The 22,145-nt window shown below is 52.3% G+C and carries 12 protein-coding genes and 1 pseudogene; 11 read left to right on the top strand and 2 right to left on the bottom strand.

What is annotated here, in order from left to right; translation table 11 throughout:
- Positions 1-125, bottom strand: a pseudogene (locus VE954_RS04015) (IS6 family transposase); the annotation flags it as partial.
- Here VE954_RS04015 and VE954_RS43700 point away from each other — a divergent pair.
- Positions 79-675: a transposase gene (locus VE954_RS43700; RefSeq protein ID WP_349263794.1), complete on the top strand. Its 597-nt coding sequence runs from the start codon at positions 79-81 to the stop codon at positions 673-675. The pseudogene VE954_RS04015 and the gene VE954_RS43700 overlap by 47 nt on opposite strands.
- A gap of 5 nt (positions 676-680) precedes the next feature.
- Here the strand turns inward: VE954_RS43700 and VE954_RS04010 are convergent, their stop codons facing one another.
- The gene (locus VE954_RS04010) at positions 681-866 is read right to left on the bottom strand and encodes a hypothetical protein (protein ID WP_324949909.1); all 186 of its coding nucleotides are present in this window, start codon (positions 864-866) and stop codon (positions 681-683) included.
- A gap of 4 nt (positions 867-870) precedes the next feature.
- On the opposite strand from VE954_RS04010, the gene VE954_RS04005 reads away from it, so the two are divergent.
- From VE954_RS04005 to VE954_RS03960, 10 genes are all read left to right on the top strand, one after another.
- Positions 871-1,284, top strand: a complete 414-nt coding sequence (locus VE954_RS04005; protein ID WP_324949907.1) for a YbhB/YbcL family Raf kinase inhibitor-like protein — start codon at positions 871-873, stop codon at positions 1,282-1,284.
- A gap of 292 nt (positions 1,285-1,576) precedes the next feature.
- On the top strand, positions 1,577-3,769 hold the full coding sequence (locus VE954_RS04000; RefSeq protein ID WP_324949905.1) for a hypothetical protein: 2,193 nt from the start codon (positions 1,577-1,579) through the stop codon (positions 3,767-3,769).
- A 138-nt stretch (positions 3,770-3,907) separates the two neighbouring features.
- A complete protein-coding gene (locus tag VE954_RS03995) occupies positions 3,908-5,077 on the top strand; it encodes a hypothetical protein (RefSeq protein WP_324949904.1) in 1,170 nt (389 codons plus the stop codon).
- Positions 5,077-6,522: a hypothetical protein gene (locus tag VE954_RS03990; protein ID WP_324949902.1), complete on the top strand. Its 1,446-nt coding sequence runs from the start codon at positions 5,077-5,079 to the stop codon at positions 6,520-6,522. The genes VE954_RS03995 and VE954_RS03990 overlap by 1 nt, the downstream gene beginning before the upstream one ends.
- Positions 6,523-6,534: 12 nt before the next feature.
- Positions 6,535-10,263 carry a hypothetical protein gene (locus tag VE954_RS03985; RefSeq protein WP_324949901.1) on the top strand — a complete coding sequence of 1,243 codons (3,729 nt, stop codon included), beginning with the start codon at positions 6,535-6,537 and terminating at the stop codon, positions 10,261-10,263.
- 16 nt (positions 10,264-10,279) lie between these two features.
- Complete coding sequence (locus VE954_RS03980; RefSeq protein ID WP_324949899.1) at positions 10,280-11,734, top strand: hypothetical protein; 1,455 nt, start codon at positions 10,280-10,282, stop codon at positions 11,732-11,734.
- 23 nt (positions 11,735-11,757) lie between these two features.
- Positions 11,758-14,169, top strand: coding sequence for a hypothetical protein (locus tag VE954_RS03975; RefSeq protein ID WP_324949897.1), 2,412 nt, complete (start codon positions 11,758-11,760; stop codon positions 14,167-14,169).
- Positions 14,166-15,380: an extracellular solute-binding protein gene (locus VE954_RS03970; RefSeq protein WP_324949895.1), complete on the top strand. Its 1,215-nt coding sequence runs from the start codon at positions 14,166-14,168 to the stop codon at positions 15,378-15,380. The genes VE954_RS03975 and VE954_RS03970 overlap by 4 nt, the downstream gene beginning before the upstream one ends.
- A gap of 96 nt (positions 15,381-15,476) precedes the next feature.
- Positions 15,477-21,377 (top strand): FG-GAP-like repeat-containing protein, encoded by a 5,901-nt coding sequence (locus VE954_RS03965; RefSeq protein ID WP_324949893.1) that lies wholly within the window; start codon positions 15,477-15,479, stop codon positions 21,375-21,377.
- A gap of 23 nt (positions 21,378-21,400) precedes the next feature.
- Positions 21,401-21,994: a hypothetical protein gene (locus VE954_RS03960; protein ID WP_324949891.1), complete on the top strand. Its 594-nt coding sequence runs from the start codon at positions 21,401-21,403 to the stop codon at positions 21,992-21,994.
- Positions 21,995-22,145 lie beyond the last annotated feature (151 nt).

The following is a 22,145-nucleotide window of genomic DNA, read 5'->3' as shown; positions in this document are numbered from 1 at the left end:
TCAAGCCCACGTTCCCTGGCCATCTCTTCAAGGTCGCGGTCGCTCAGTTTATAGGAAAGATACCAGCGGACATGAAGCATGATGATCTGGCGCTCAAAACAATGTCCTTTGGTGTCAAAAAGCATGAGCCGGCCTCCCGAGCTTTCCTCGAGAATACCACCGACTTACCCAGGCGCAACAGAACCGGAAATTGATTATGGAAGGCGGGACAAGGGTTATATATACGGGGCTCTGCAGCCCATAAACGGTCAGACTCTAACCGAACCTTATGAGCATCGGAGTGCTGTCCTATGGGCCGACTTTCTTGAAAAAGTTGATGTCTGGATTCCGAAGCATTATCAGAACGTATACGCTATCGTTGATAATCTCTCGGCTCACAGAGCTTCCGATGTCCTGCTGTTTTCACTGGATCATCCCAGGTGGGAATTTGTCTTTCAGCCAAAATATGCGGCCTATCTGAATCTCCTTGAACCATGGTGGAAGATATTACGTTCCCTGGCTTTGAAAGGTCGTCGTTTCGAATCCTGGGATGAGATTTGTGCAGCTATTGCATCTGCTACAAACTATTGGAATCGCCATCGTCATCCATTCCAGTGGGGACGACGTCGACGTCATCGACAAAGGAGGCAACCAGGAATTGCCGCTGTTCCTGGTGTTAGGGGACTTGCCGGATGAACCACTTAGAACGATACGGCCGCGTCGACGACGGACACGGCTGATTCCAGCAAAACTGCGGACGACAGCACAACAGCCTCGCAGGATACTGCGAAACCTGATACAACAACGGCTCCGACACCACCAGCAACTCCGGTTCCCGCGGGTGTGCTCACGCTCGGCAGCACGGCGTTCGCCAACAATGGAGCCATCCCGTTGGCGGATGCATCCGCTGCCAAGGGCGGCATGAATCAATCACCACCGCTGCAGTGGAAAAGTTCACCGGCCGGGACCGCTTTCTTTGCAATCCAAATGTTGGATCTGGACAACGGCAATCCACCGACACTGCATTGGATGATCAGTAATATACCGGCGACGAGCACGCAGCTGCCTGCAGCTGTGCCGGCGGGCAATAACCTCGCGGCACTTCCCGAAGCGGTGGGCGCGACCCAGATGAAGGCTTACGGCGGACCAAACCCACCGGCAGCGCATCGCTATGAACTTACGATCTATGGGATCAAAGCCGGCCAGACACTGAATCTCGTGAACAACAATTCCACGGCTAATAAAACGGAATTGGAAGCGAAAAGCATCAGCAAGGCTACCCTCGTCGGCATTTTTACTCCCTGATCTGCTTCTGCATATCAATAGCCTGTCACCAGGTCCTGCGGCTCCAGGACACACTTTTGTGTCATCAGGACTGTGTCCACCTCTGACTCGTGCCTGATATCTTGCACACGCATCCCGAATTCGGGACATCGTGCGCATCCCTTTCGACTTTCCGCATTCGATTCCAAATCCATGATTGGCCCGGATAACAGGAACAAAATCGTGGAATTCCGGCTCTTTCAAGCCTTGGGATTGGGTCGGCATGTGCCTTGCAGAAGGCGCGCTGTCCCGCAAGGTAAATAAGGAATAAGACATGTCGCGTATTTTAGCATTGATGGCAGGCATTAGCCTCTTCGCTGGTTGTGGAACCAGGCAAGCATCCACAAGTACAAGTTCGAGTCTAGTGACCGACTTCGGAGTGGAAATCAAGAAACTGAACGAAAATGGGAGTCAAACCTTTATCCTCGTCATCACCGATCGCACTAAGGTCGGTGGACCGGAAGGTTTCAAGGATGTTACACGCGGCTATCGCAGCACCTGCGGTTCCAATCTCAACACCCTGGCCAAGGCCTTTGGCTTCAGCAACCTGTCTGCGTCTCAGCTCGCGAAAGTTACTGAAGGCACCGATGAATACACCGATCTTAACCTCGACGAGCAACCCACTCTTCCTTGCAACAGTGCCGATAGCCGGCCGGCCCAGTACTTCACGGCTTATGACTATAAGGCCGGTGGCCCACTGGTCAGCGATCACTACATGAAATTCCCGGATCGCCCCTTCGAACTCTATGCTCTGGGTTGCAAGAACCAATTGGATTTCTTTGGACTAACCGCTGACAAGGCGATTCCAGTCAGCAGTGCGAGTGTTTTGGATTTGCTACCCAATATGGGTGTTCCCAAAGGCACAGCACCCAGCACGGCGGGTGAAACACCATCAGCTTTGATTACTCTGCCCTGTTACTCGGGCGACGCGTCTGCGGTCGCTCTGCCAACCATCAGCCCGATTCTTAAGCAGAAGGACTTGGGCCGGCCAAAAGCCAACGACATCAAGGTCTACCTCGAACAGAACAACAATGATTGGACGCCGATCATTACGGCTGATGAATTTCCCTTTATTGTTTCAGGGACATCTAATTTTGCCGTTGGCTGTGGCGGTCAATCCAAAAGCCTCATGACCGTGCTCGGTATCACGGACATGCAATTCCCAGCGTTGCCTGCGGACCTGTTGACCAATGAGCAGAAGCACGCCCAGCCTATCCTCTTCTGCAAAGCGGCTTCTGGGAAAAAACTGATCAGTAAAGTTTTTCAGGTCGCCAACGACACGAGCAAGAGCATTTACGTCCAGTTCGAAGGTTATAACCAGTCCCTGGTCCGCTTCGGTTGCAACAAGTTGCATGAGTTCTATGGTACCGACGCGCTCCCCAAAACCCTCGTGACCGCGGAAAGTTTGCCATTCCTGGCATTCCCACGTAACCCTTCGGACGTGCCCTTGGCCGATCTCAGCTGCAAACAAAACCTCAATCCCGATGACGTGGGCGCGGCTTTTCTGAAAGTCTTTGGGGTGCCGGGAGATAAGGAGGCCTGGACCAAAAAGATTCTCGATAGCAATCTGCCCAATCCGCCTACGACTCTGGCCGCAGCAATCGAGTATTTTATTGAATACGAAGCGTCCAATGATTATGAAATCGGCAATATTACCCGGCTCGCGTTCACCAAGGTTTTTGGTTATGCTCCCGATGAGCGTCGGATGAACCTGCTCAAAACATGGATCGCCACTCGGGAAACCAAAAATGGTCAGAAACTGAGACCTTATTACGATGAAATGGTCGGTTACCTCAGCAAGCTTACCATGTTCAATGAATCTGGAATCCAGGGCGCGTGCCAGGAATCCCTCGGTAGCACCTGCTCGATTGAGTACATTAACCATTGGATTGACTCTGCCTTAAGTCAACCTGTTCGCCGGGATGAGATCGTCGCTGCACTCGTGGCATGGAATCACGACAATCCGGAGGCCTTTCAAACTCTCAGCCTTCTTGCGTTCCGTGCTGCCTATGGCTACGACCCACAAAGCGATGACTACAATGTTATCAAAGGACTGGTTTACAACTCGCCGGCCAAAGTCGATGCGCATTATCAGAGACTGCTCAATTACCTCAAGCAGAATCCTATGGGACCTCCTGGTGATAGAGCTAAATGGCACGAAATGGCAGGCGTCGACATCACAATCACCAATAAGTGCAATCGCACTGTCAACGGCTCAACCCTCTATGTCGATGCCAATAAAAACTGGCAAACCGCATCCTGGAGTCTGAATAGAAACGAATCCACAACTGTTTTTGTCACCAATAACTACACCTATGTCTACAACGATGGAGGCGCATCGGCGCCGAATTCAAACGTCCACGTTCGGTTTAACAATGGCTGGATGCCCACCAAAGAATTCTTTCACAATTACCAGCCTGGTGTTGGCTGGCAGGCAGCTCATATCACAATCTGCATGCCCGGATAAAGGCCTCAAGATTTTGGTATTAAGCGATGGGGAAGGGCTTGTTGATTCAAGCCTACTCCATCCATGTCTCTTCCTGCTGTCGAAACACGATTCCCGGTTCGATAGAGTCAAGTACTCTTCACAAGAAGGACCTCTTGCATGCACAAACTCACTCATAGCCGATACACCTGGCTCCTGGTTCAAGCGATGAGCCTTTGGGGAGTCGGAACCAGCAGCCTGGCCAGGGCCCAAGGCATCTGCGACTCAGCCATACAGAATTTCTGTTCATCGTCGACTGATCGCAGTAACCGCTGTCTTGAAACACTCTATACCTGCGGCGAATACAATCGCATTCTGGGTCTTTTTAGGGCCGATCTCATTGAAATTGATATCGAGCAGAAATACTTCCTCGGCGCCTCCAGCCTAGCTCTGGCCGACCAGCAGCGGGCTCAGAGCACAAAATGCGCCTACAACGATCAAGCCAAGCAATCCCTGTTCGACTTTCTGAGTGCCGCGCAGAAAAAATACGGCAAGACCGGCGACTATGGGGACCAGACTCTCATGCGTTATGTCTACAGCGGCACCAAGCTGATGACCATAGCCAGGAAACTGAATGGTTGTTTGGAAGACGGCCATTCCCAAACGTCCATCAACAGCTATGCTTTGAGCTATTCCGAACAAAGCCTCAAGGACCTCTTTATCGGAGGTGCATCCACCGATAAGGACATGGCCGATGCTTACTCATCCCTCAATACTTCGCTGCAATCCTTTGTCGACAAGGCTGCAGGTTTGGAAACCAAACTCGCTATGTCGCGACTCGAGATCGATTTCGCCAACGAGCAGCTGGCGTCTATCAAATCAGGTATGGAGAAGGACATAGGCAAACTGAATTTGAATGCGATTAAACCCGAAGATGTTTTTGATCAATCGATCCTCAATAGCGTGGACGACGATCTGAATACTTCCGTCGAAAAAATACGGGCGAAGCAGCAGAAAATCAGCAGTGCCATGAACTGTGAGGATACCCCCAGCCAACCAGGAACGAACAAAAAGTCTTGCATCGACCAGTATGCCGAAAACAAGGATGCAACGCTGCAACGTTCTCATGTGCTCCGTGCGACCGCCCAAACGCTGAGCAATTTTTCGCAATCCTACTTTCAAAGCAATGAACATCACTTTAAAGACTTTGTTGAAATCAAAACACCACCGGGTCGAAACAAGTCCGTCGCGGAAAAACTGAGCATGGCCCGCGGTTTTTGGGCCGATCGGGCCGCTCTCTCTGCACCGTGTAAAAAAGATTGTTCCAGCACTGTCAAGGAGATCAATTGATGATACGCTTTTCTCGGCCCACCACGAGCCGCTCGATCTTTCTGGGTTTGTTATCCCTTGGCTTGACTCACGCGGCAGCTCAGGCTGCGATTCAGCCCATTGTCTTCGCTGGGGTGGAAAGTCTTTGGCAACAAGCGACCGAAGGCCATGCTCTGTCCACCGCGGAATGGGGTTTCCTGAAGGATGCCAACACTTCCATAGTAACGGAAGTCCAGCCGATCCCGACACCTCCGTCACGACCTAAAAAAGACGAAGACGAAGAGGACGAAAGAGCAGAAGAAAAATTCGTCCGCTCTACGCCTGCATCCGGACCCGTTACTGCGGCGCCAAAGCAAGAGCCAACCTTCGCGCTCCAGACGGTCCGACTTGCTGCGGCCGACCGAGGTCCAGCCGTGACGCGCCGGGCACTTTTGGAAATTTTTCTGCGCGGCGCTGAGGCCTATGAATTGGGCAAGGCTTCAGCCACTGCTGAGCAGCTGCAAAGCGTCAGGGCATGGAAGACGGCGGCCAAAATTGAACTGAGTCTCATCAATCTTGCCCTGACCTTTGATGCCGATCACTGGGCGGACAAATGCCGCTTTCTGGTTCAGGCTCAATCTTATTTGCCTATTGCCAGCCTGAACGCCGACGAATTTCCCGTTGATGCGGGTTGGACGAGCCTCCGAAGTCAGCTACAAAGCGCAACGAAAAATATAGCCAGTCCAGAGGCGCTGCAGGCTGTCCAAACTCTCTGCGTGCAGGGGGCTCCCAGCGGCAAATCCGAGCAGGAAGAAAAAGCCCGACTGGTCGCTAGCAACTACCTGTATGAGAGAGTCACTGAAACCATCAAGGCCACCGAAAGATCCCTCGAGGGTCCGAAAGCGCGTTTTACGGAGAAAGAAAGAGAAGCTCTGGTTTCTGTACCAACTCCGGAAATACTGGAGCTTCGCCGGGACGTGGAAAATACTTTGGCCAATCTCAAGCTGGCGAAAGATGACATGATGTACCTCAAAAGGGTGCCAGATGAAAAGAGTGGCGCAACCCGTCCCCTGCTCAACCAGTTCCCGAGCGACAACGAAATCAAAAGTCTATTTGCTCCGCAAAATGAAGACGATAGCGTCTTGAGCAAAATGGACAAGCCGCTCAACGGTTTTCAAAATCACATCGACAATATCCTGGTGATCATCGAGTCGCTTCAGGAAATCAATGATGCACCGGTCCGTAATGCATGCAGAAGCCTTAAGGCGTCCTTCAACGCCTGGGTCGTTAAAGACAACCGTCAAAAGTGGAGTCTATCGGGTCCCACCCTTCCGGAACGATTCAACGAAAACTTTGAAAATTGTTTGGGCAAGGTAAAAAAACTTTATGAAGAAGAGCTGAAGAAACCCGTCCCGATCGATCCCAGAGATCGCTTGACCCAGGACGTCCTGGATGCTTCTCAATACTTGAATCCTACCAAAATCTAAAGAGAGCGTGCCATGTCTATGACTCTATATCGTTACCTCAAACAGCTGACTTTGGTCACATCCGTGTCGATGCTGGCCTTTTCTGCATTGGCACCCGCTGATACGCCCGCTCCTGGCAAGGTTGATACACTCGTCGAAAAAACGATCAAAATCAATCGGCTTGCCAATGAACTCAAGATCGCTATCTTCCGTAGCAACCTGCCCGATATGAAAGCAAAGTTCGACGCTTTGGAAACGACTCTGGGGGAATACCCGACCGAAGCCGACGTTCTCTGTAACTACTTTTGCAATTTCCAACGTGCCAGCTACTATCTTTCGCAAGCCAGCAATCGGCCTTTCCTGCTGTCAAAGTCATCAAAGGACAATGCCGCAGCTTCCCAGGCGATTTCACCGCCGGCCATCAAAGAAGCTGCCGATGCGGGAATCAAGATCATTGACCATGCTTTGGCCGTCCTCTTTCGGCAGCAGAGAAACGACGAGACGAAACCCAATCGGGCCTTTCATGAATTCACCCGACAATCAGCCATGCTCAATGGTTTGAAGGTCAGGCTATTCATGATTGCCGGTGACGCCTGGTATCAATCGGTAACCAATGCCCGCCTCAAGTATCTGGATGACCAGGTAAAGAATGGCGTTGGTTCTGTGCCTCAAGCTGGAGACAGTACGGGCAAGGACGAATCGTCCTATGCTGCTGCCTATTATGAACAGGCCAGCTGGACTCTGGTCGAAATCAAGACCGATATTCCCAGTGGCGACCCGGAATTTGATGCGGTGCGCAATGACTACAATGTGCTCAGCATGGACTTGAAAACGCGTATGGACTCCATACGCAAGGGCTTTTTGTTCATCAATATCGATCCTGAAGCCTATACGAACATATCAGTCAGTGAGTTGCAGGTTTACCTGCAGAACCTCTATGTGAAAGTGAAGGAATCCGAAGCCCAGATCGACGCGATCGCACAGCAGTTCCTGGAGTCCGTGGGCGCCAGGACTCTGACGGCCTCCCAACAGCAGAGCAGCGAGCAGGGCAAGGCGATGGACCTAAGCCTGCATAAGGTCGCTGCTCTGGAAGCTCGCGCCGATGCCTTACATAAAGCGTTTGCAGCCAAGGAAGCCGATATCCGGGCCGATCTGGAAACTAGCGAAACGCGCGCCAATCTGCGGCAAATCGAATTCGAACTGCAAGCGAAGTTGACCGAATTTGACAACCAGACGCGTCTGATCACGGGGCGCACTGAACAGGACCTGCTGGCCATGAGCAAGGCCGACCAGGAGGACAGACGACAGGAGCTTCGCTGGCTTATCGACAAGACCGTTACTCAATTGAACCTTCAATTGCAGATCGATTCCTTCGAGGTTCAAACCCTGGAATACAATCGCCAGAAGAAAAACAACTCCAATGAAGTCATGCAAATCGTTGAGCGCATCGGCCAACGGGAAAGCCTCAAGAAGATCGAATCCGAACGTATAAAGCAAGCAACTTTGGAGATTTCCCGCTTGTCTGATCTAATGGGGAAAGTGTTTGCCAATCAGCTTGCCTATCTGAATGGCCAGGTGAGCGACATCGCTGCAAAGTCGGCCAATGTCGAAGAAGTGAAAAGCAAAAAAACCGCGATTTGCACCTTGCGTGAAACGCTGACGCAGACTTCGATCGACGATTTGAAGAAGGTAGGCGAATGCATCAAAGGTGGAGGCTGTGACGGCTTGCCAGCCCAGTATGCGAACGTTGAAGAACTCAAAAATGCCACGCAGGCCAAGTTGGATGACAAAACCAAGGGCCTGGAAAAAATCAGTGCTCTCGTTAAGGCTCAAATCACGTCCTGGGAGTCGGCAACCAATAGCTATATAGCCGGCGTGGGGACCGCTCAAGGCGTGCTGTCTGCAGCCGAAGCGGCAGTGATTGCCGTTGCCGCAATTCCGAGAGTAGCGACGGCTGTTGGCCTGGGAGCTTATGTTGAAACGACTGTCGACCTCTTTCCGGCAGCTGAGGCCGCGTTTCAGGTCGCCCAAAGGGTTTTTGAAACGGGTCAATCACTGGCCAAGGAAAAGCTTGAATTGGAAAAGGCCAAGGATACTTTGAAAGCCCAGTTGCAGGAGTTTGACAACCAGGTTCAGGAAGTGATCCAGGAAAAGAAAACTGCCGAATCGCAAGGAAAAGTGCAGCTGAGCGAACTCCTGGGCGCGAAATTGGCCAATGATTATGAATCGGGACAGCTAAAAGCCACTAAACAGGAAGTGACGGCCGAATGCGCCTTGAATTTTCAGGAGTACGACTCGCAAATAGCCGAACTCAAGAATGAAGGCGCACGTCTGCAGCAGTTGATCACCCTGGAAACGAGCCAGAACGAATTAATTCAACCCGATATTGAAAAGCAAAGAGCAGAAATTGCCATAGCCACGGCCAGCAAGGAAAAACTTGCATCCGAGATCCGTGAACTCGAAACGGACAGGGCCAAGTATGTTGAAGATAACAGCAATATCGACAAACTCCTGGGGCAAATAGGCGTCTCGTCCACTCGAGTAGGAACAGCCAAAGGTCAGGTTGAAGCCTTAGCGGTTGAGTCGGTTCAAGTTACGCAGATCATCCAGTCACTGAGCTCGGAACAACGTAAAAATGCTTTGGCACTGCGTGATGATGAAATCGTCGGACTCAAAAAGATCCTGGATCAGGGGGCCAATGCCGACAAGGACAAAATCAAGCATCTGTCGGAGACCCTGGATACGCAAAAAGGTTTAGCGGAACTGAAAAGTCGATTCGATGCTCAGCAAAAGGCACTGGTCGAAGTGATAGGAAAGGAGCGCAATAATATTGTCGAGCAGGCCACTAAAAATCTGGAGTTGGAAAAGAACAATGGCGACAAGCAAAAAAGCATGATTTTTGCTTCGGAAGATTACTTGGCCGATATCATTGCCGGCGTTCCGGATTATATCGAAACCAAGCGTCGCTCCCTGGCCAGCGCAAATTTCGCCATCAACCTTCTGCGAGGACGCGTCAAGGCAATTAAGGCGGCATCCATCGCACCCCGAACTCTTCAGAGCGGCGTGGACAGCTACACCCTACGCAGCGGAGCCGACATGGTGAACGCCATGGGCGATCTTTGCGATGGCGTGATCACGCCCTGCACCAATGGGGAAGGCCTCTTCTTCAATGAAGTTCCCGTGACCGTTGTCGGCCAGATGATAGCGATTCCTAAAAACAGCACGCTCATGCGAACCCTGCTCGACAAACGAAGGGTCAGCTTCCGCATCACGCCGCGGGATCTCAACCCCGATCAGATGATGAACAATGGATACTTTGATATCAGCTTAGGCAATGCGAAGAACAATGCCACTGTTCTGGCGGTCCGAGCTGCTGTTTCCTGCGAAACCGATCGGAGTTCCACGCTTGTCATCCGGCATCAGGGTGTTGGCAGCTGGCTCTATAAGAATGCTCGGAACGAGTATCAGTCCGAAGTTTTCTCGACGGAGCCACGTTTCGTGATCAACACCATGGATCTGCTCAACTCCACCGTAGGCCAGACAGTTCAGGACTTTAAACTGAAAATCACCAAACCCGTGGATGACAGCGACGTCTCCGTAAGAAACTTCGATACCCGGATGGGAGAGTACAAGATAGCGCCTCAATTCCTGGGTCTTCCTCTCTTCGGCAGCTATGAGTTGGTAGCCCAGAATAATACCTGCCTGGATGGCAACAACGATCTCCTGCTCGGTATCATCTTTACCGAGTCACCTGAGCTTTGAAAGGACAGTGTCTATCATGAATAAATACCTCCTCGCGCCCTGCGCATGGGCCATCTGTGTATCGACCGTGTTTTCCCTCGCTGGGGCTGACGTGACCCCGGCTGCTCCGACTGCGCCGCTGTACTTTGGCAGTGAAAATACTTTGCCGCAGGACCTTTTCAAGGCCGGGACAGCTTTGGGTAGCTGTGATTTGCCAAAGACCAAGGCCTATCTCGAAACGTTCAAAACGTCCACGGAGAACAAGGTCAACCCCTTCAACCGGGTCAATCCCGAGTTTTTGGTCGGCCTTTGTCACTTTTATAAAGAACAGTTGGCCGCCTATCCAGCTGCCATTGATGCCCTGCAAAAGGCGCAGCTCCGTGGCCTGGATAGGGCCCAGCAGCACCTAGCCTCGTTCATCGAAGGCCTGAGTCATGCCCGGCTTGCCGGTATTTTTACCAAACCCACGGCCGCCGACCGGCCCGTTTTTTGTGGCGAAAGGGCGGCCGCGGCCGCCGCACTCGGCAGTGTGAACTGGAGTGCCATGAGTTTGAAGTATGAAGTCCAGGGTTCACAGCCTGCGTTGCGCTCTCTGGTCGAGGAGATGGGTAACGACTACGGTCCAGACGGGGTTCTGAGTTCCGACTTCGATGGTTTCTGCATGATCGGTTCTCCGATCAAGGGCGAGGAATTCGCCACGCAGATTGAAACCCAGTTGAAGCCCTTGCTCGACTATTATCTGGGCAATACGGGTTTCATTGGGGCGATGTTCAGCCGGAAGATATCAAGAACGGAGGAAACCATCAGCTCTGCCGGTGAGCAGATCAAGCAAAACAATACGGACAAGGATAAAATCGACAAAACTCTGGCCCTTTATCAGGACAATTTTGCCCCAGTAAAAAGCCGGATCAATAACGTCGTGACGAAGTATCGCGAGGCCGTGTTGGATTCCTATCGCATCATCGATGAATTCACCAAATGGCAAAACGGTTTGTGGCAGGACAGCAAAGGTGTCAACCAGAAGGAGGCCTTTGAAAAGGCCGTTGGTGATCGGCAAAACGAAGTGAATGCCATCTTCGACCCTGATACACAAATTCCCAGCAAGACGGCCTCTGATCTGAGAACCGCAGTCGGCATCTACAAAAGCCTTTTGGTGCCTCAAGATACGACGGCGGACACCAGGACCCTTTGTGCCGTCTTTTATTGTCAGATCGGCAATTATCAATTCTGGCCCTCGATCACCAATAGCGACGCAACAAAACCGGGCAAATGCGAGCGTGAGTACAAGCAGGCTACTGGCACGTATCCCTATACCTTCTGTACCACGCAAGGGCGCAAGGATATTGCGGCCCTTTGTTCGGCTCAGGGCGTGGGCTTTGACGCCAGCTTTATCAATAAAGAAAGCGTCCCCGATATAAAAGGCAACACGAAAATGGCCATGATGAAGAGCACGGCTACGCTCGCGTGCTCGACGCAATACCTCAAAAAATAAACTGCTTGAGACTGGACGACTTTATGAAAATGATACGCATGACACATTCCCTCTTGTGGCTCCTGCTTAGCAGCACAGCCCTGATTCAGGGCTGTTCCGATGAGACTGTACCAAACTCAAGGACAGCATCTGTCGGCAGCGTTCGTGCTGAGTCGACGCTGCTGGTCGCACCGCGATCCGATGCACCGGGTCGCTTCGATTATATAGCCTTGTTTAAAACAGTGGGACCGCAGGGGAAGATCATCGGTCTCAATATGGTGGATTGCGCGGATGAAAAAGTCGCCAGCGCTCTGCTGGGGATCGATCCTAAAAAAGCCCTGTTTCAAAGTTTTGCTGAGTACAAGAAAGTTCCCGCTAACCGATCCGCTGAATTGTTCGATGCGACCAAGGCCGCAAGTTTGGGTTTGGCCGAAGAGCCCCGCTTGAGCTGCGATCCAGAGGCCCGAGGCGCTGAGTTTAAACCCTATATCCTCAGTGATTACTCAAAAATACTGCTGACCTTGAATGAGGGAGCTGGTCAATATCTCAGCCTGCCTGTGTCGTGCAAGGGTTTGAATAGAGGCCTCGATCTGCCGCGACTGCTGAAAGGGAAACGGCCGGTCGATTTGAAAAGAACGGTGGAAGACCTGGGCCTGCAAGAGGAGTTTGTCCTGGGCTGCGGCAGCTTTAAAGCTGGTCCACCCGCTCCAGCTCCAACCTGGGACCTCGTTTATGTTCGCAGCATTCCACCGCGACTCTTCATCCTCGAAAACCATGATCAGGATTTTCCCATGACCATGGAAATAAAGCGGATGGATGGCTTCGTGCCGGATGATCTGCTCTATGCCGAAGTGAATCCGGATGACTCAGAGGAAGCCAAAACATGGGCGGCGATGAAAGCCCGCCTGGGTATCGAAGGCCCAAGCGCCTTCGAACCGGGGACACCGATCCCAGGTGTTATCCCTGAGCTTGTCCTCGATCTTTGCGTCAGAAATTGCTCAGGATTCATCCCGCAGCATGGTTTTACGACCCAGCCCGAGCCAGATTCCACTGAGGTCGAAACCACAACCGTCGAACAGCTGACTCTCCTAAGCAACCGCGATATTTCCGGCAAGCCCTATATGAAGTGGCAATATGGACCGAATACTGTGAATTCCCTGGTTTTCGACTTCTGTGGTGATGATGGCTTCAACAAGCTATTGGGTTTGAAAGAAAGCAGCGATGACTGGACTGCAGGCAATAAGAGTCATAGCGAATGGCTGTATGCGGCCAGCAAGGCTTTGAAACCGGGGGACAATCGCAGTGCACTCAGCTGTTTTAAAGTCAAAAGCCAAGCTTGTGTCAAGGAGACTAAGAACAAAAAACCGGACGAGACCTGGCCGCAATTTTTTTCGATCAAAGACTGTCCGCAGAGGGATCGATCGACCATTACCAGTCTTGAGATCCATCTGAGCTCGAGAACGACACTGGTCTGGGACAAACTTCCCTTGGAGATTACAGAATCCAGCCTCAAAGCCGGATTTCAGTCTCCAGTCAACAAACTGCTGCTGGTTGGCGATGAACCCCAACAGGCATCGAAAATTGAACGCAAGATCGACTGCAGAAAAGTCATTTGTCAGCACAATCAGCAAGGTCCGACTCCGGCTCTCCGTTTCAGTGGAAAAATCACGGTCGAGTTGCGTAATCTTTCCATTATTCGCACCTCAGCCTATGAAGCGGGCTGGCCGCTATCGGCTTTGGAAGCTACTGGCGGGAGCCAGCTGCTCCTGAAGGATGTGAAGATCGGCTCCGAGGGAGGCATTCCCTTCGATACGGGTGTGCGCGTCCTCGACAACTCCGGGAAGGTCAACCCAACGACTGCCAGTATCATCGATACGGATATCATTGCGCGTGACAGCAATATACAGGTCAGAGATTCCCGGGCTTTGGTTTATGCCGCCAAACCCGAAACCCATTTTCTGGCACCGGTGAGTCTGAAGAAAGACCCTAAAACAGCGCATTACCTGGACGTGGAGGATATCACGTCAGCACTGCCGGTGATGACAGGCAATATCGTCCTGGCCCGGCAGAGCGCGTTCTATATCGAAAACCAAAGCCTGGCAGGGCACCGGGCTATCGATACAGGCGGCGCATCGCTGCTGGAATCCAACGAAGTTGACTACCTCGGCATCATCGGAGCGAAATACAAGACGAGGCTGCTTTATCAAAAAGGTGGAGACGGTGCGGTTGCCACGATCGCTGGTGGGACGATAAAAAATTTCGACCAGCTCCTTTATCTGGATAGTGATGGCAGCCAATTTACGCTGTTCCAGCCGTCGAAATTTCGGCTTAAAGAATGCGGTTTGGATAACTCGGTATTTGATCCGGCTGTGCACGTGGGTGGCCTGGATCAGTCGTCGCCGGACCTTATACAGGTCAGTCTAGTGGACACCAGCCTATGCGGGACAACACGATGAAACGGATGCTGAGACCTCGTTCCCTTAAAATCATGGGCGGTCTGTTCGCGGGTGCAGCGGTGATTTTGGCCCTCTGGAACGGGGGCACGTTCGCCTACCGCTGGGCTTTTGAGGAAGAGCAGACCCTCCGGATTGCTTTTGCCGATGATCTGGACTATGGGCAGCATTTGGCAGAATTGGGCGAGCGGATTCATTCGCTTCACCCCCAAATCACCTTGGAATGGACCAGGATACCAGCCACGCGCTTTGTGGCCGCCGATGACAAACCCGAAGCTACCAGCCTGGAAGGTTTCGACTTCGTCTGGGGTTCGAGCAGCCAGGTCCGATCTTTCGCGGCGGAAAAACTTTTGGCTTGCGATGTCGATGCTGCTGTTTGGCAGAATACCGACGAGCGGCTACGCTTGTTGGTAGCGAACAAGCCCTGTGCTCTGCCTCTTTATTATGCGGATTACATGGTCGTGTTTTTCAACAAAACGCTCCTGCCCGAGTTTCCTGGCGAATCTCAGCAGCTGTTCGCCAGCTTGAAAAGCTTTCGCGATCCACAGCAGAATAAGTTTGGAATGGCTGTCGGCGAAGATGCCTATTCTTTTCTGAGTTTTATGGGCGGCGCACAGTACTTCGAGGGGAGTCGTCCCCTGAAAGCTCTGGCCGCAGCTTTTGAAAACTATGCGCAACTCTCCTTTTTTAAAGAGTTGACGCCAACCGACTGCCCGGAAAAATGTCTGATCAAAATGTTTGTTGAACAAAGATCTCCTCTTTTGATCGGTGGGGAACGGTTGCAAGCGGGTCTTGCCAAGGAGCTGGGCAGCAAACTCGGTATCACCTCGCTGACGGCTCTCAAAGCGGCGGGGCTTCCCTTAAAAACGCCCTACGATGGCCGCTACCTGATGCCTCTGAAAAGCAGTCCAGCAGCAAAGAAAGCAGCGCGCGATGCTTTTTATGAAGTCCTGAGCGAGACCAAAACCCAGGAAATCCTGGCCGAAATTTGGCACAAGGTGCCGGCCTCTCGATCAACAGAGGTGGGTCGAGGGACCTCTTATTCCGCCGAAGCCTGGGCTGGTGTCGTCGACAGTTTCATGGATCTGGACGTCCAGGAGAGAACCAAAATCCTGCGGCGTCTTGAACCCATCCTGCGTGACTTTCATCACGGACGGTATATTCCTCGACAGGCTGGGATCGCCCTGCAAGCGAGTCTTGAGCAATCGGAATGAGGACCGAGGGGACCAGGAACCCGGTCCCCGTTCAAAGATCCATTCAAATGAAGCTTAGGAGTTTAGGCTGTGGCCAGTCGTAAGATAAGAGTTATCATGTCCTCCAGAAAAAATGCACTGCTGACCGTTCTGGTTGTGCTGGGAGCAGGTTTGGCTTTTGGGGTTGTTCGCGAAAGCCTGGATTGGAAGACCCGGGCGGCGGAAGGTGATTCGCCCACGGTGGAACAGGTCCCTGGCATTGATATCAGCACGGGAAGCTGGGCTGTCGACACACACAAGGGCAGTCTGGAGTATTCTCTGCCGCTGCCTGAACTGCCGGCTGTTGAGGGAGGCAGTCCAGAGCTGGCTCTGAGCTACCTGGAGGGTGTCGACGACGGCCTGGGCAAAAACTGGACGCTGGGTGTTCCTTCCATTGAGCTCAATACCGAAGCGGGGGTCGGCGCAGCTTTTGATAGGAAGAAGGATGCCCGCTTCATGTTCACGGACATCAGCGATAGAAACTGGTCTCACCTGCTGTGGAACGGTCAGCGGCTCCTCTTTCAAGGCTATATGTCGAGCACGGTTGCGGCGGATGACATTCGCAACGGAGTCTATGATTTCAAACCAACCGACGATGCACAGAAAATACATTTCTATGGCGTCGAGTCGGGTGAGGAAAATACCCGCATCTGGTTTTCCGATGGGGAATTCAGCGTCTGTCCCGCCACCTGCTCCACTCCAGCCGATCGCCTGCGTGTGCCCTCAGGTTTCGTCGTGAGGCAAGCAGACGGCACGCTGCAAATCTATTCGGGCGATAGTCGCGTAGCAGAAGGCAATTTCAAACCCTATGCCGTGGCTGGCAAAGCTCTGCCGCCCATGATTACCCGCTGGCCTCTGGTCTATGAAATTCGCCCTGGTGCCAAAGTTATTCAATACTCCTACATGAAACCTCTTGGCGAGGGTGCGAAAAGCTATCTGAAATCGATCGATTTCGCCGGTGGCCGGTCGCGTTATGTCTTTGAAACCTGCGCCCTTGGTTCGGCCGACTGCCCTTTTGCGAAGATTCCGACCCGCTATGGTTCCGGCCAGGCGGAGCAAAGCCCGTACCTCTATACTCGAATTTCGGCCGAGTTTGCTGGAAAGAAGCGCGAGCAATGGTGCCTCATCTATAGCGCTAAAAATGTTGATGACACTAGCGGCGCGACCTGGGGCGGTGACGTGGCCTGTCGTGGTCTGGTTACCGATCGATCTCCGGTCGAAACACAAGCGCCGTACCCCATGCTGGGCAAGGTTTTTCGCCTCGGCGCCGGCGAGATTGATAGCAAGACTCTCCGCCTGCCGGATATCAATTTCTCCTATCTGGATTCAGAACCGCTCCCGGAGTCTGTGTCCGGCCATCCCTCCGAAACTCTGAATGGTCTCGGCTCCTGGAGCCAGGCTGTCCTGATCGATATTGATGCCGATGGCTATGCCGACTGGCTCGATTCAACGGCGGCAGTTCGTTTTAATCAGGGCGAACAGAATCCCAGCTGGGAATCGAACCAGGCGTTTACACCAGTGCCAGGCAAGACATTTGATTTTACCAGCGGCGTGATTCAATGGGCGGATATGAACGGGGATGGACGGGATGATATCGTGGAGTGGCGTACGGACTCGGGACTGAGAGTCTATCAAAATCAAGGGAAAGGCAGTTTTTCTGCAGGAATCGATCTTAATATCATCATGAGGACAGCGACCCAAAAAGTGAGCGAAGGCGATTTCAAAGCCAACTATGCTCAGCTAATGGACATGAACGGAGACGATTACGCAGACCTGGTATTGATCAACGACAGCCAGGTGGAGATATTTTTGAACCGCATGCAATGGGGTTCGTTCGATCTCTACTATCACAACTACGGTCTCATTTCGCTGCCGCACACGGACTCACCCCTGCGCGTGCAGCTGGATCAATCGAAGTTTCGGGTCGAAGACTTCAATGGCGATGGTTTGCCGGACATCGTCTTTTCGTCCAAGGATGATCCTGGCTTTTGTCTTTACCCCAACACAGGTTTTCATGCTCTCTACGATAGCACCAAGATTGTGACAGGTGACCTGCAACTGTTTCCGAACCTGAACGATTCCAAACCTTGTGGCCGACCTTCCGCAGCCTTTCACGCCCTCGACAACTATCCCTTGGATAAGGCCTGGGACGAACAGTCGTCGCTCCTGTTTGTCGACTTGAATGCAGACGGTCTGCCGGACGCCATCGATATCGCGAAGGACGGCAACGAAATGATCGTTTGGTTGATGACGGCCGAAAGATTTCTGGCACCGATCCGAATCCCTCTGCCGGGTATTGTCCTGCAGCATGCCGATCGTTCCTCGATCAAGCTCGCGGATACGGATGGAGATGGACATATGGAGATGCTCCTGCCTCATATGGAGGCGGGGAAGTTACAGGCCTACATCCTCAATTTTCACTCTAAAAAAATGGGCCAACCCGGTATTTTGAGCGGGATGGAAAGCAGCACGGGTCTCTTTCATCGCATTCAATATGCCAGCACTTTGGACGAACGCTATCGTCAGCAAAAGCATGAACAGCCCGTCAGCGTTTATCCGCATGTAGCGACTGTGGTAAAACGTGTGGTCAAGGGGCAGGGGGATCCCAGGACAATTGCGGCCCTGGACTTGGTTGTGGACGACTACATCTATGAAGATCCCTCCTTTGATAAGGTCACCGGAGAATGGCTTGGTTTCGGGTCCAGTCAAACTCTGCAATTGGGCGATGCTCTGCGCGAGCATGGGACGCGTCCACCCAGTCTCGTCCTGCAGAAATATCATAGCACCCTGGTGGATGCCGACGGCCGCGAATGGGATTATCTGAATGGCAAAGAACAGGAGCGGAGTCTTTACACGACCCGGATTGACACCAGTCTGTGGACCGCATCGCTTCAGAAGAGTCTGGGTCAGGACGATGCGACCAGCCTTGCCTCATGGGCTCGTGAGCACACACCAGAAAAACTAAATAAAATCAATGTTATAGCAACAAAATGGTCACTGGCCTGGGTGGCGGGCACCTACAAGACTTCGCCAACGGGGGCGACCACCTATAGCTGGAAAAAAGCTTTGATCCAAACGGACAGGGTCATATCAGTCGTTGACCCCTTGGAACCAGGAGAGGGTCAGGCTCGCGTGGAAGAGATTTCATTTAAAGACTACGACTCGGAAAACTTTCCGAGATGCACCATCCTCACGCGGGAATCCATGCAAGCGCACATCACGGGTCTCGATGTCCTCGCGGTTCCAAAAACATCCCAAGCCAGCTGCGTAACCTACGCCGATGCCCGCAGTCGTCTCGCTGGACTGGGAGCGATGGACCAGCCGGATTCGATCACGGTAACCGATCTGCTCACGGGACAGCCGATAACGAAGACGGAATATGTTTACGATACCGAGGCCAGGCAGCCTTTGGTGAATGAGAAGTCGGAAACAATTTATTATGAAAGCCAAAAGCTGAGCGCCCTGGGTCAAGGTCTTTTGGCAGACGAGAAAGAGACGAAGAGAACCTTCACTTTTAAATACGATGTCTTTGGCAATATGACCCAAATGCAGGATGGCGAAGGCAAAGTCATGCTGGAGAAAACTTATGCGGCCGGCATCTTCCTTACTTCTGACATGAACGCGGCCGGACATACGACCCTTTACTGCTATGAAAATCTCTGTCCCAAGGCCGTCACGATACCGGAAGGCTTCGCCAACGGTTATTCCGCAGGCCGTCTCATGCATCAGCTTTCACCTCAAGGACTTTGGACCCATTACTCGTATGACGCTTTGGGCCGTTTGAGCCAGCTGAAAGCCGAGAGCGGTATGACCGAAAAGTTTTCCTATCGCTATGGGCAACCCGAGGCGGCGAGTCTGGTGCTGAAGCAACGACTTGGCGAAAAAGTTTCCGCCAGCATGCTGACGGCCTATGATGCGGAAGGCAGGACCCTCTATAAGCTGACCGACAATGGCAGCGATGGTTCTTATGTCGAGAATCAGAGCCTCTACAATGGCGAAGGGGATTTGATTCAGCTGACCAACACCTTCACAGCCCTGCAGTTGCGGCCCGAACATGTGTTTCAGTCCGGTAAGTTGCCCGAAGACATCGCTAAAACCAAGGAGCTGTCTGCGGAAGAAAGTCATTACCGTGGTCTCAACTCTTTCACCTACGATGAGCAGGGCTTTTCGCTTGACTCACTGGACGAGAGTGGGCGAGTCACGGCGAAGCGTTATCATCCTTGGGGTCTTGAAGCAACCATCATGCACGACGGACTTGAACAAACAACCTATCAAATCGGTTTGCCGGATGAAATTTACGCCAGTGTTGATGAGGACAGGAATATCGTCCTGGCCGAACGGGATCGATTCGGCAATATCAATCAGGTCACAACTCCTGGCAGTCAGGAAATCAGGACGTTTGCGTCCAACTCCCTCGGTGAGTTGCTGCTGGCCGAAACTCCGGGATTTGGCATGCGCCGCTGGACGCGCGATCTTCGCGGGCGGGTCAAGGAAATCAGGATCTATTCCAACGAAGCGAAAATCCTGCACAGGATTGAGCAGAAATTTGACGGCCTCGATCGGATGACGGAAGTGAAGGTCGACGGAGTCCTGGATCGTAGCTTCACTTATGACAAGAAAAAAGGCGGTCCTGAGCTGCTGCCTGCGATCGGGAAAATGGTCGAAACGCAGCGCTTCGATCCACTGAAGTTTCGCGATGCCGTCACGAGTTTTGAATACGACAGCCTGGGTAGGCCGAGTGCGCAGCGTAGCCGGTTGGGCGATGTCCAGTATAGCGATGATTTCTTTTATACGAAAGAAGGCTGGCTCAGCGACATCAGCAGCAGTCAACAGTTGCCCGATGGAAGGCCGCTTTCCACGGAAGGGGTGCATCACTCCCACTATGAATATGATCGTCAGGGTAAACTGTCCAGCGTTCAAGTGAAATGGCCGTGGGCCCAAACAGCCGAGACCTTGGTCAAGTCCATCGCCTATGACCCCCGCGGCTTCATCAACCGATTGACTTACGAAAATGGTGTTGTCGTCAGCAGTACGATCGATCCCAAGACCAATGCCATCCAAACGCTCAGGAGTTCGAGTGCGGTTTCTGGCGTCGCTATGGAATGGCAGAACCTTAGCTATGAGATCGACGCCATGGGTATGAACACAGCGATTCAGGACCAGCTTGCGCCGAGCGTCGAACGAGGATTAGCCAATCGATCCGCTGCCTTTGTTTATACGGATCGTCTGGAACTGGCTTCGGCAAAACAGTTTGGCAAAGCCTGGGACTATACCTACGAGGAAGACGGCAGGTTTAAGTCCAACGGGGAAGCAACCATCGGCAATGCTTTGGTCGTCGATGCGCTTGGCCAAGCCTTGGCAGTTTCTGATCTGTCAGCTATGAAATACGATGCATTTGGACAGCTGGTGGAGCTCAAAAAAGATGGGCGAACGATCCAATTTGGTTACGATGTCGATGGCCGTCGGATTTATCGCAGGTCCTTTGTGAAAGACGGTGATCAAATCCTTGACGAGAAAGTCGCCCTGTTCCCCTCGGAGCTCACGCACGTTGAGACCTCTGGCACGGAGCACTATGTTTTCTTAGGCGAACAGCGTCTGGTCCGCGCTTTGGATAGGGAGCAAAGTTGGTATCTGAGTCTGACGAATCATGTCGGAAGTCCAGAACTGGTCCTCGATGCAGAGGGCCAGCCCGTGGAAGAATTCGCCTTCACTCCCTTTGGTCAACCGATCGGTTTGAGCAGCGCAACGAACCACAAGGATTTTGCAAGGGCTCCTGCTTCAACCAGCAAGTACCTTTACAGCGGCCTCTATTTTGAAGCGGATCTGGGTCTTTATTTTGATGGTTCCCGATACTACCATCCGGGTTTGGGTCAGTATCTAAGTCCAAGTCAGAGTTTTGTCGATGCGCCGGAGACTTGTCTTGCGAGCGGGATGGACTGTTCTGTCTATACCTATGCTGGGAATGATCCCCTTAATTGAACGACTGCAACGGAAGATGTTTTATGAAAAATCTTTTGATTCGTATTCTTATTGCCATTTTTCTGCTCGGCGGACTGCACTCCTTTGAACCTTTCACCGATCACGCCCTGGCAGCCAAATACAACAGGCTGGCGACCAAGAAAATGCGACAATTGCGATACGGCCAGGGTGTAGGCAAGTCCGGGGTGAAAGCCCTTCGGGATGGAGCGTGGTCGAAGGGTCGCGAAGCCCAGCATCTGCTCATGCATAGTCTCAAAGGGAAGTACGGCCTTACCGAAAGTGACATTGATACACGCAATAACGTGATGATGATTCCTCAAGGCAACAGGTATGCGAAGGTCAATGGTTTGAAAGGCCTCAAGCCTGGCCCTGCGCCCGCGTATGCGAAAAATAAGCTGGCCCATATAAAATCGGGTTTGAGTCATCCGCAATACAATAAATTTGTGCACCGCGTGATTCAGAAAACATTGGGAGGGGCCACTGGGACTCTCTCAGGTCCCCAGAAGTTGGCTATAAAGGGGTACCTGCGAGAATTACACAGGGCGAAGAAGCCAGCAGGAGCCAAATTTGTTGATGACCTCAATAAGATTCCGGATAAGGCTATACCAACGTTCTAGAGCACCGATCGGTTTAACTAGCACTACTCCGCGGAATTTTTAGGAAGTGTCGTGTAGCCTCCTAAGGCCTCGTAGACGTATACTACAGCCGGGACAGCGATCGATTTCAAGTGCTTCGTTTATCCAGCGCCTAATTGCTGGCAAAGTAATG

The sequence above is a fragment of the Oligoflexus sp. genome (assembly GCF_035638955.1).
GTDB lineage: Bacteria > Bdellovibrionota_B > Oligoflexia > Oligoflexales > Oligoflexaceae > Oligoflexus.
The sequence above is the reverse complement of the archived record's forward strand: the minus strand, read 5'-3'. Positions and strand labels throughout refer to the sequence as shown.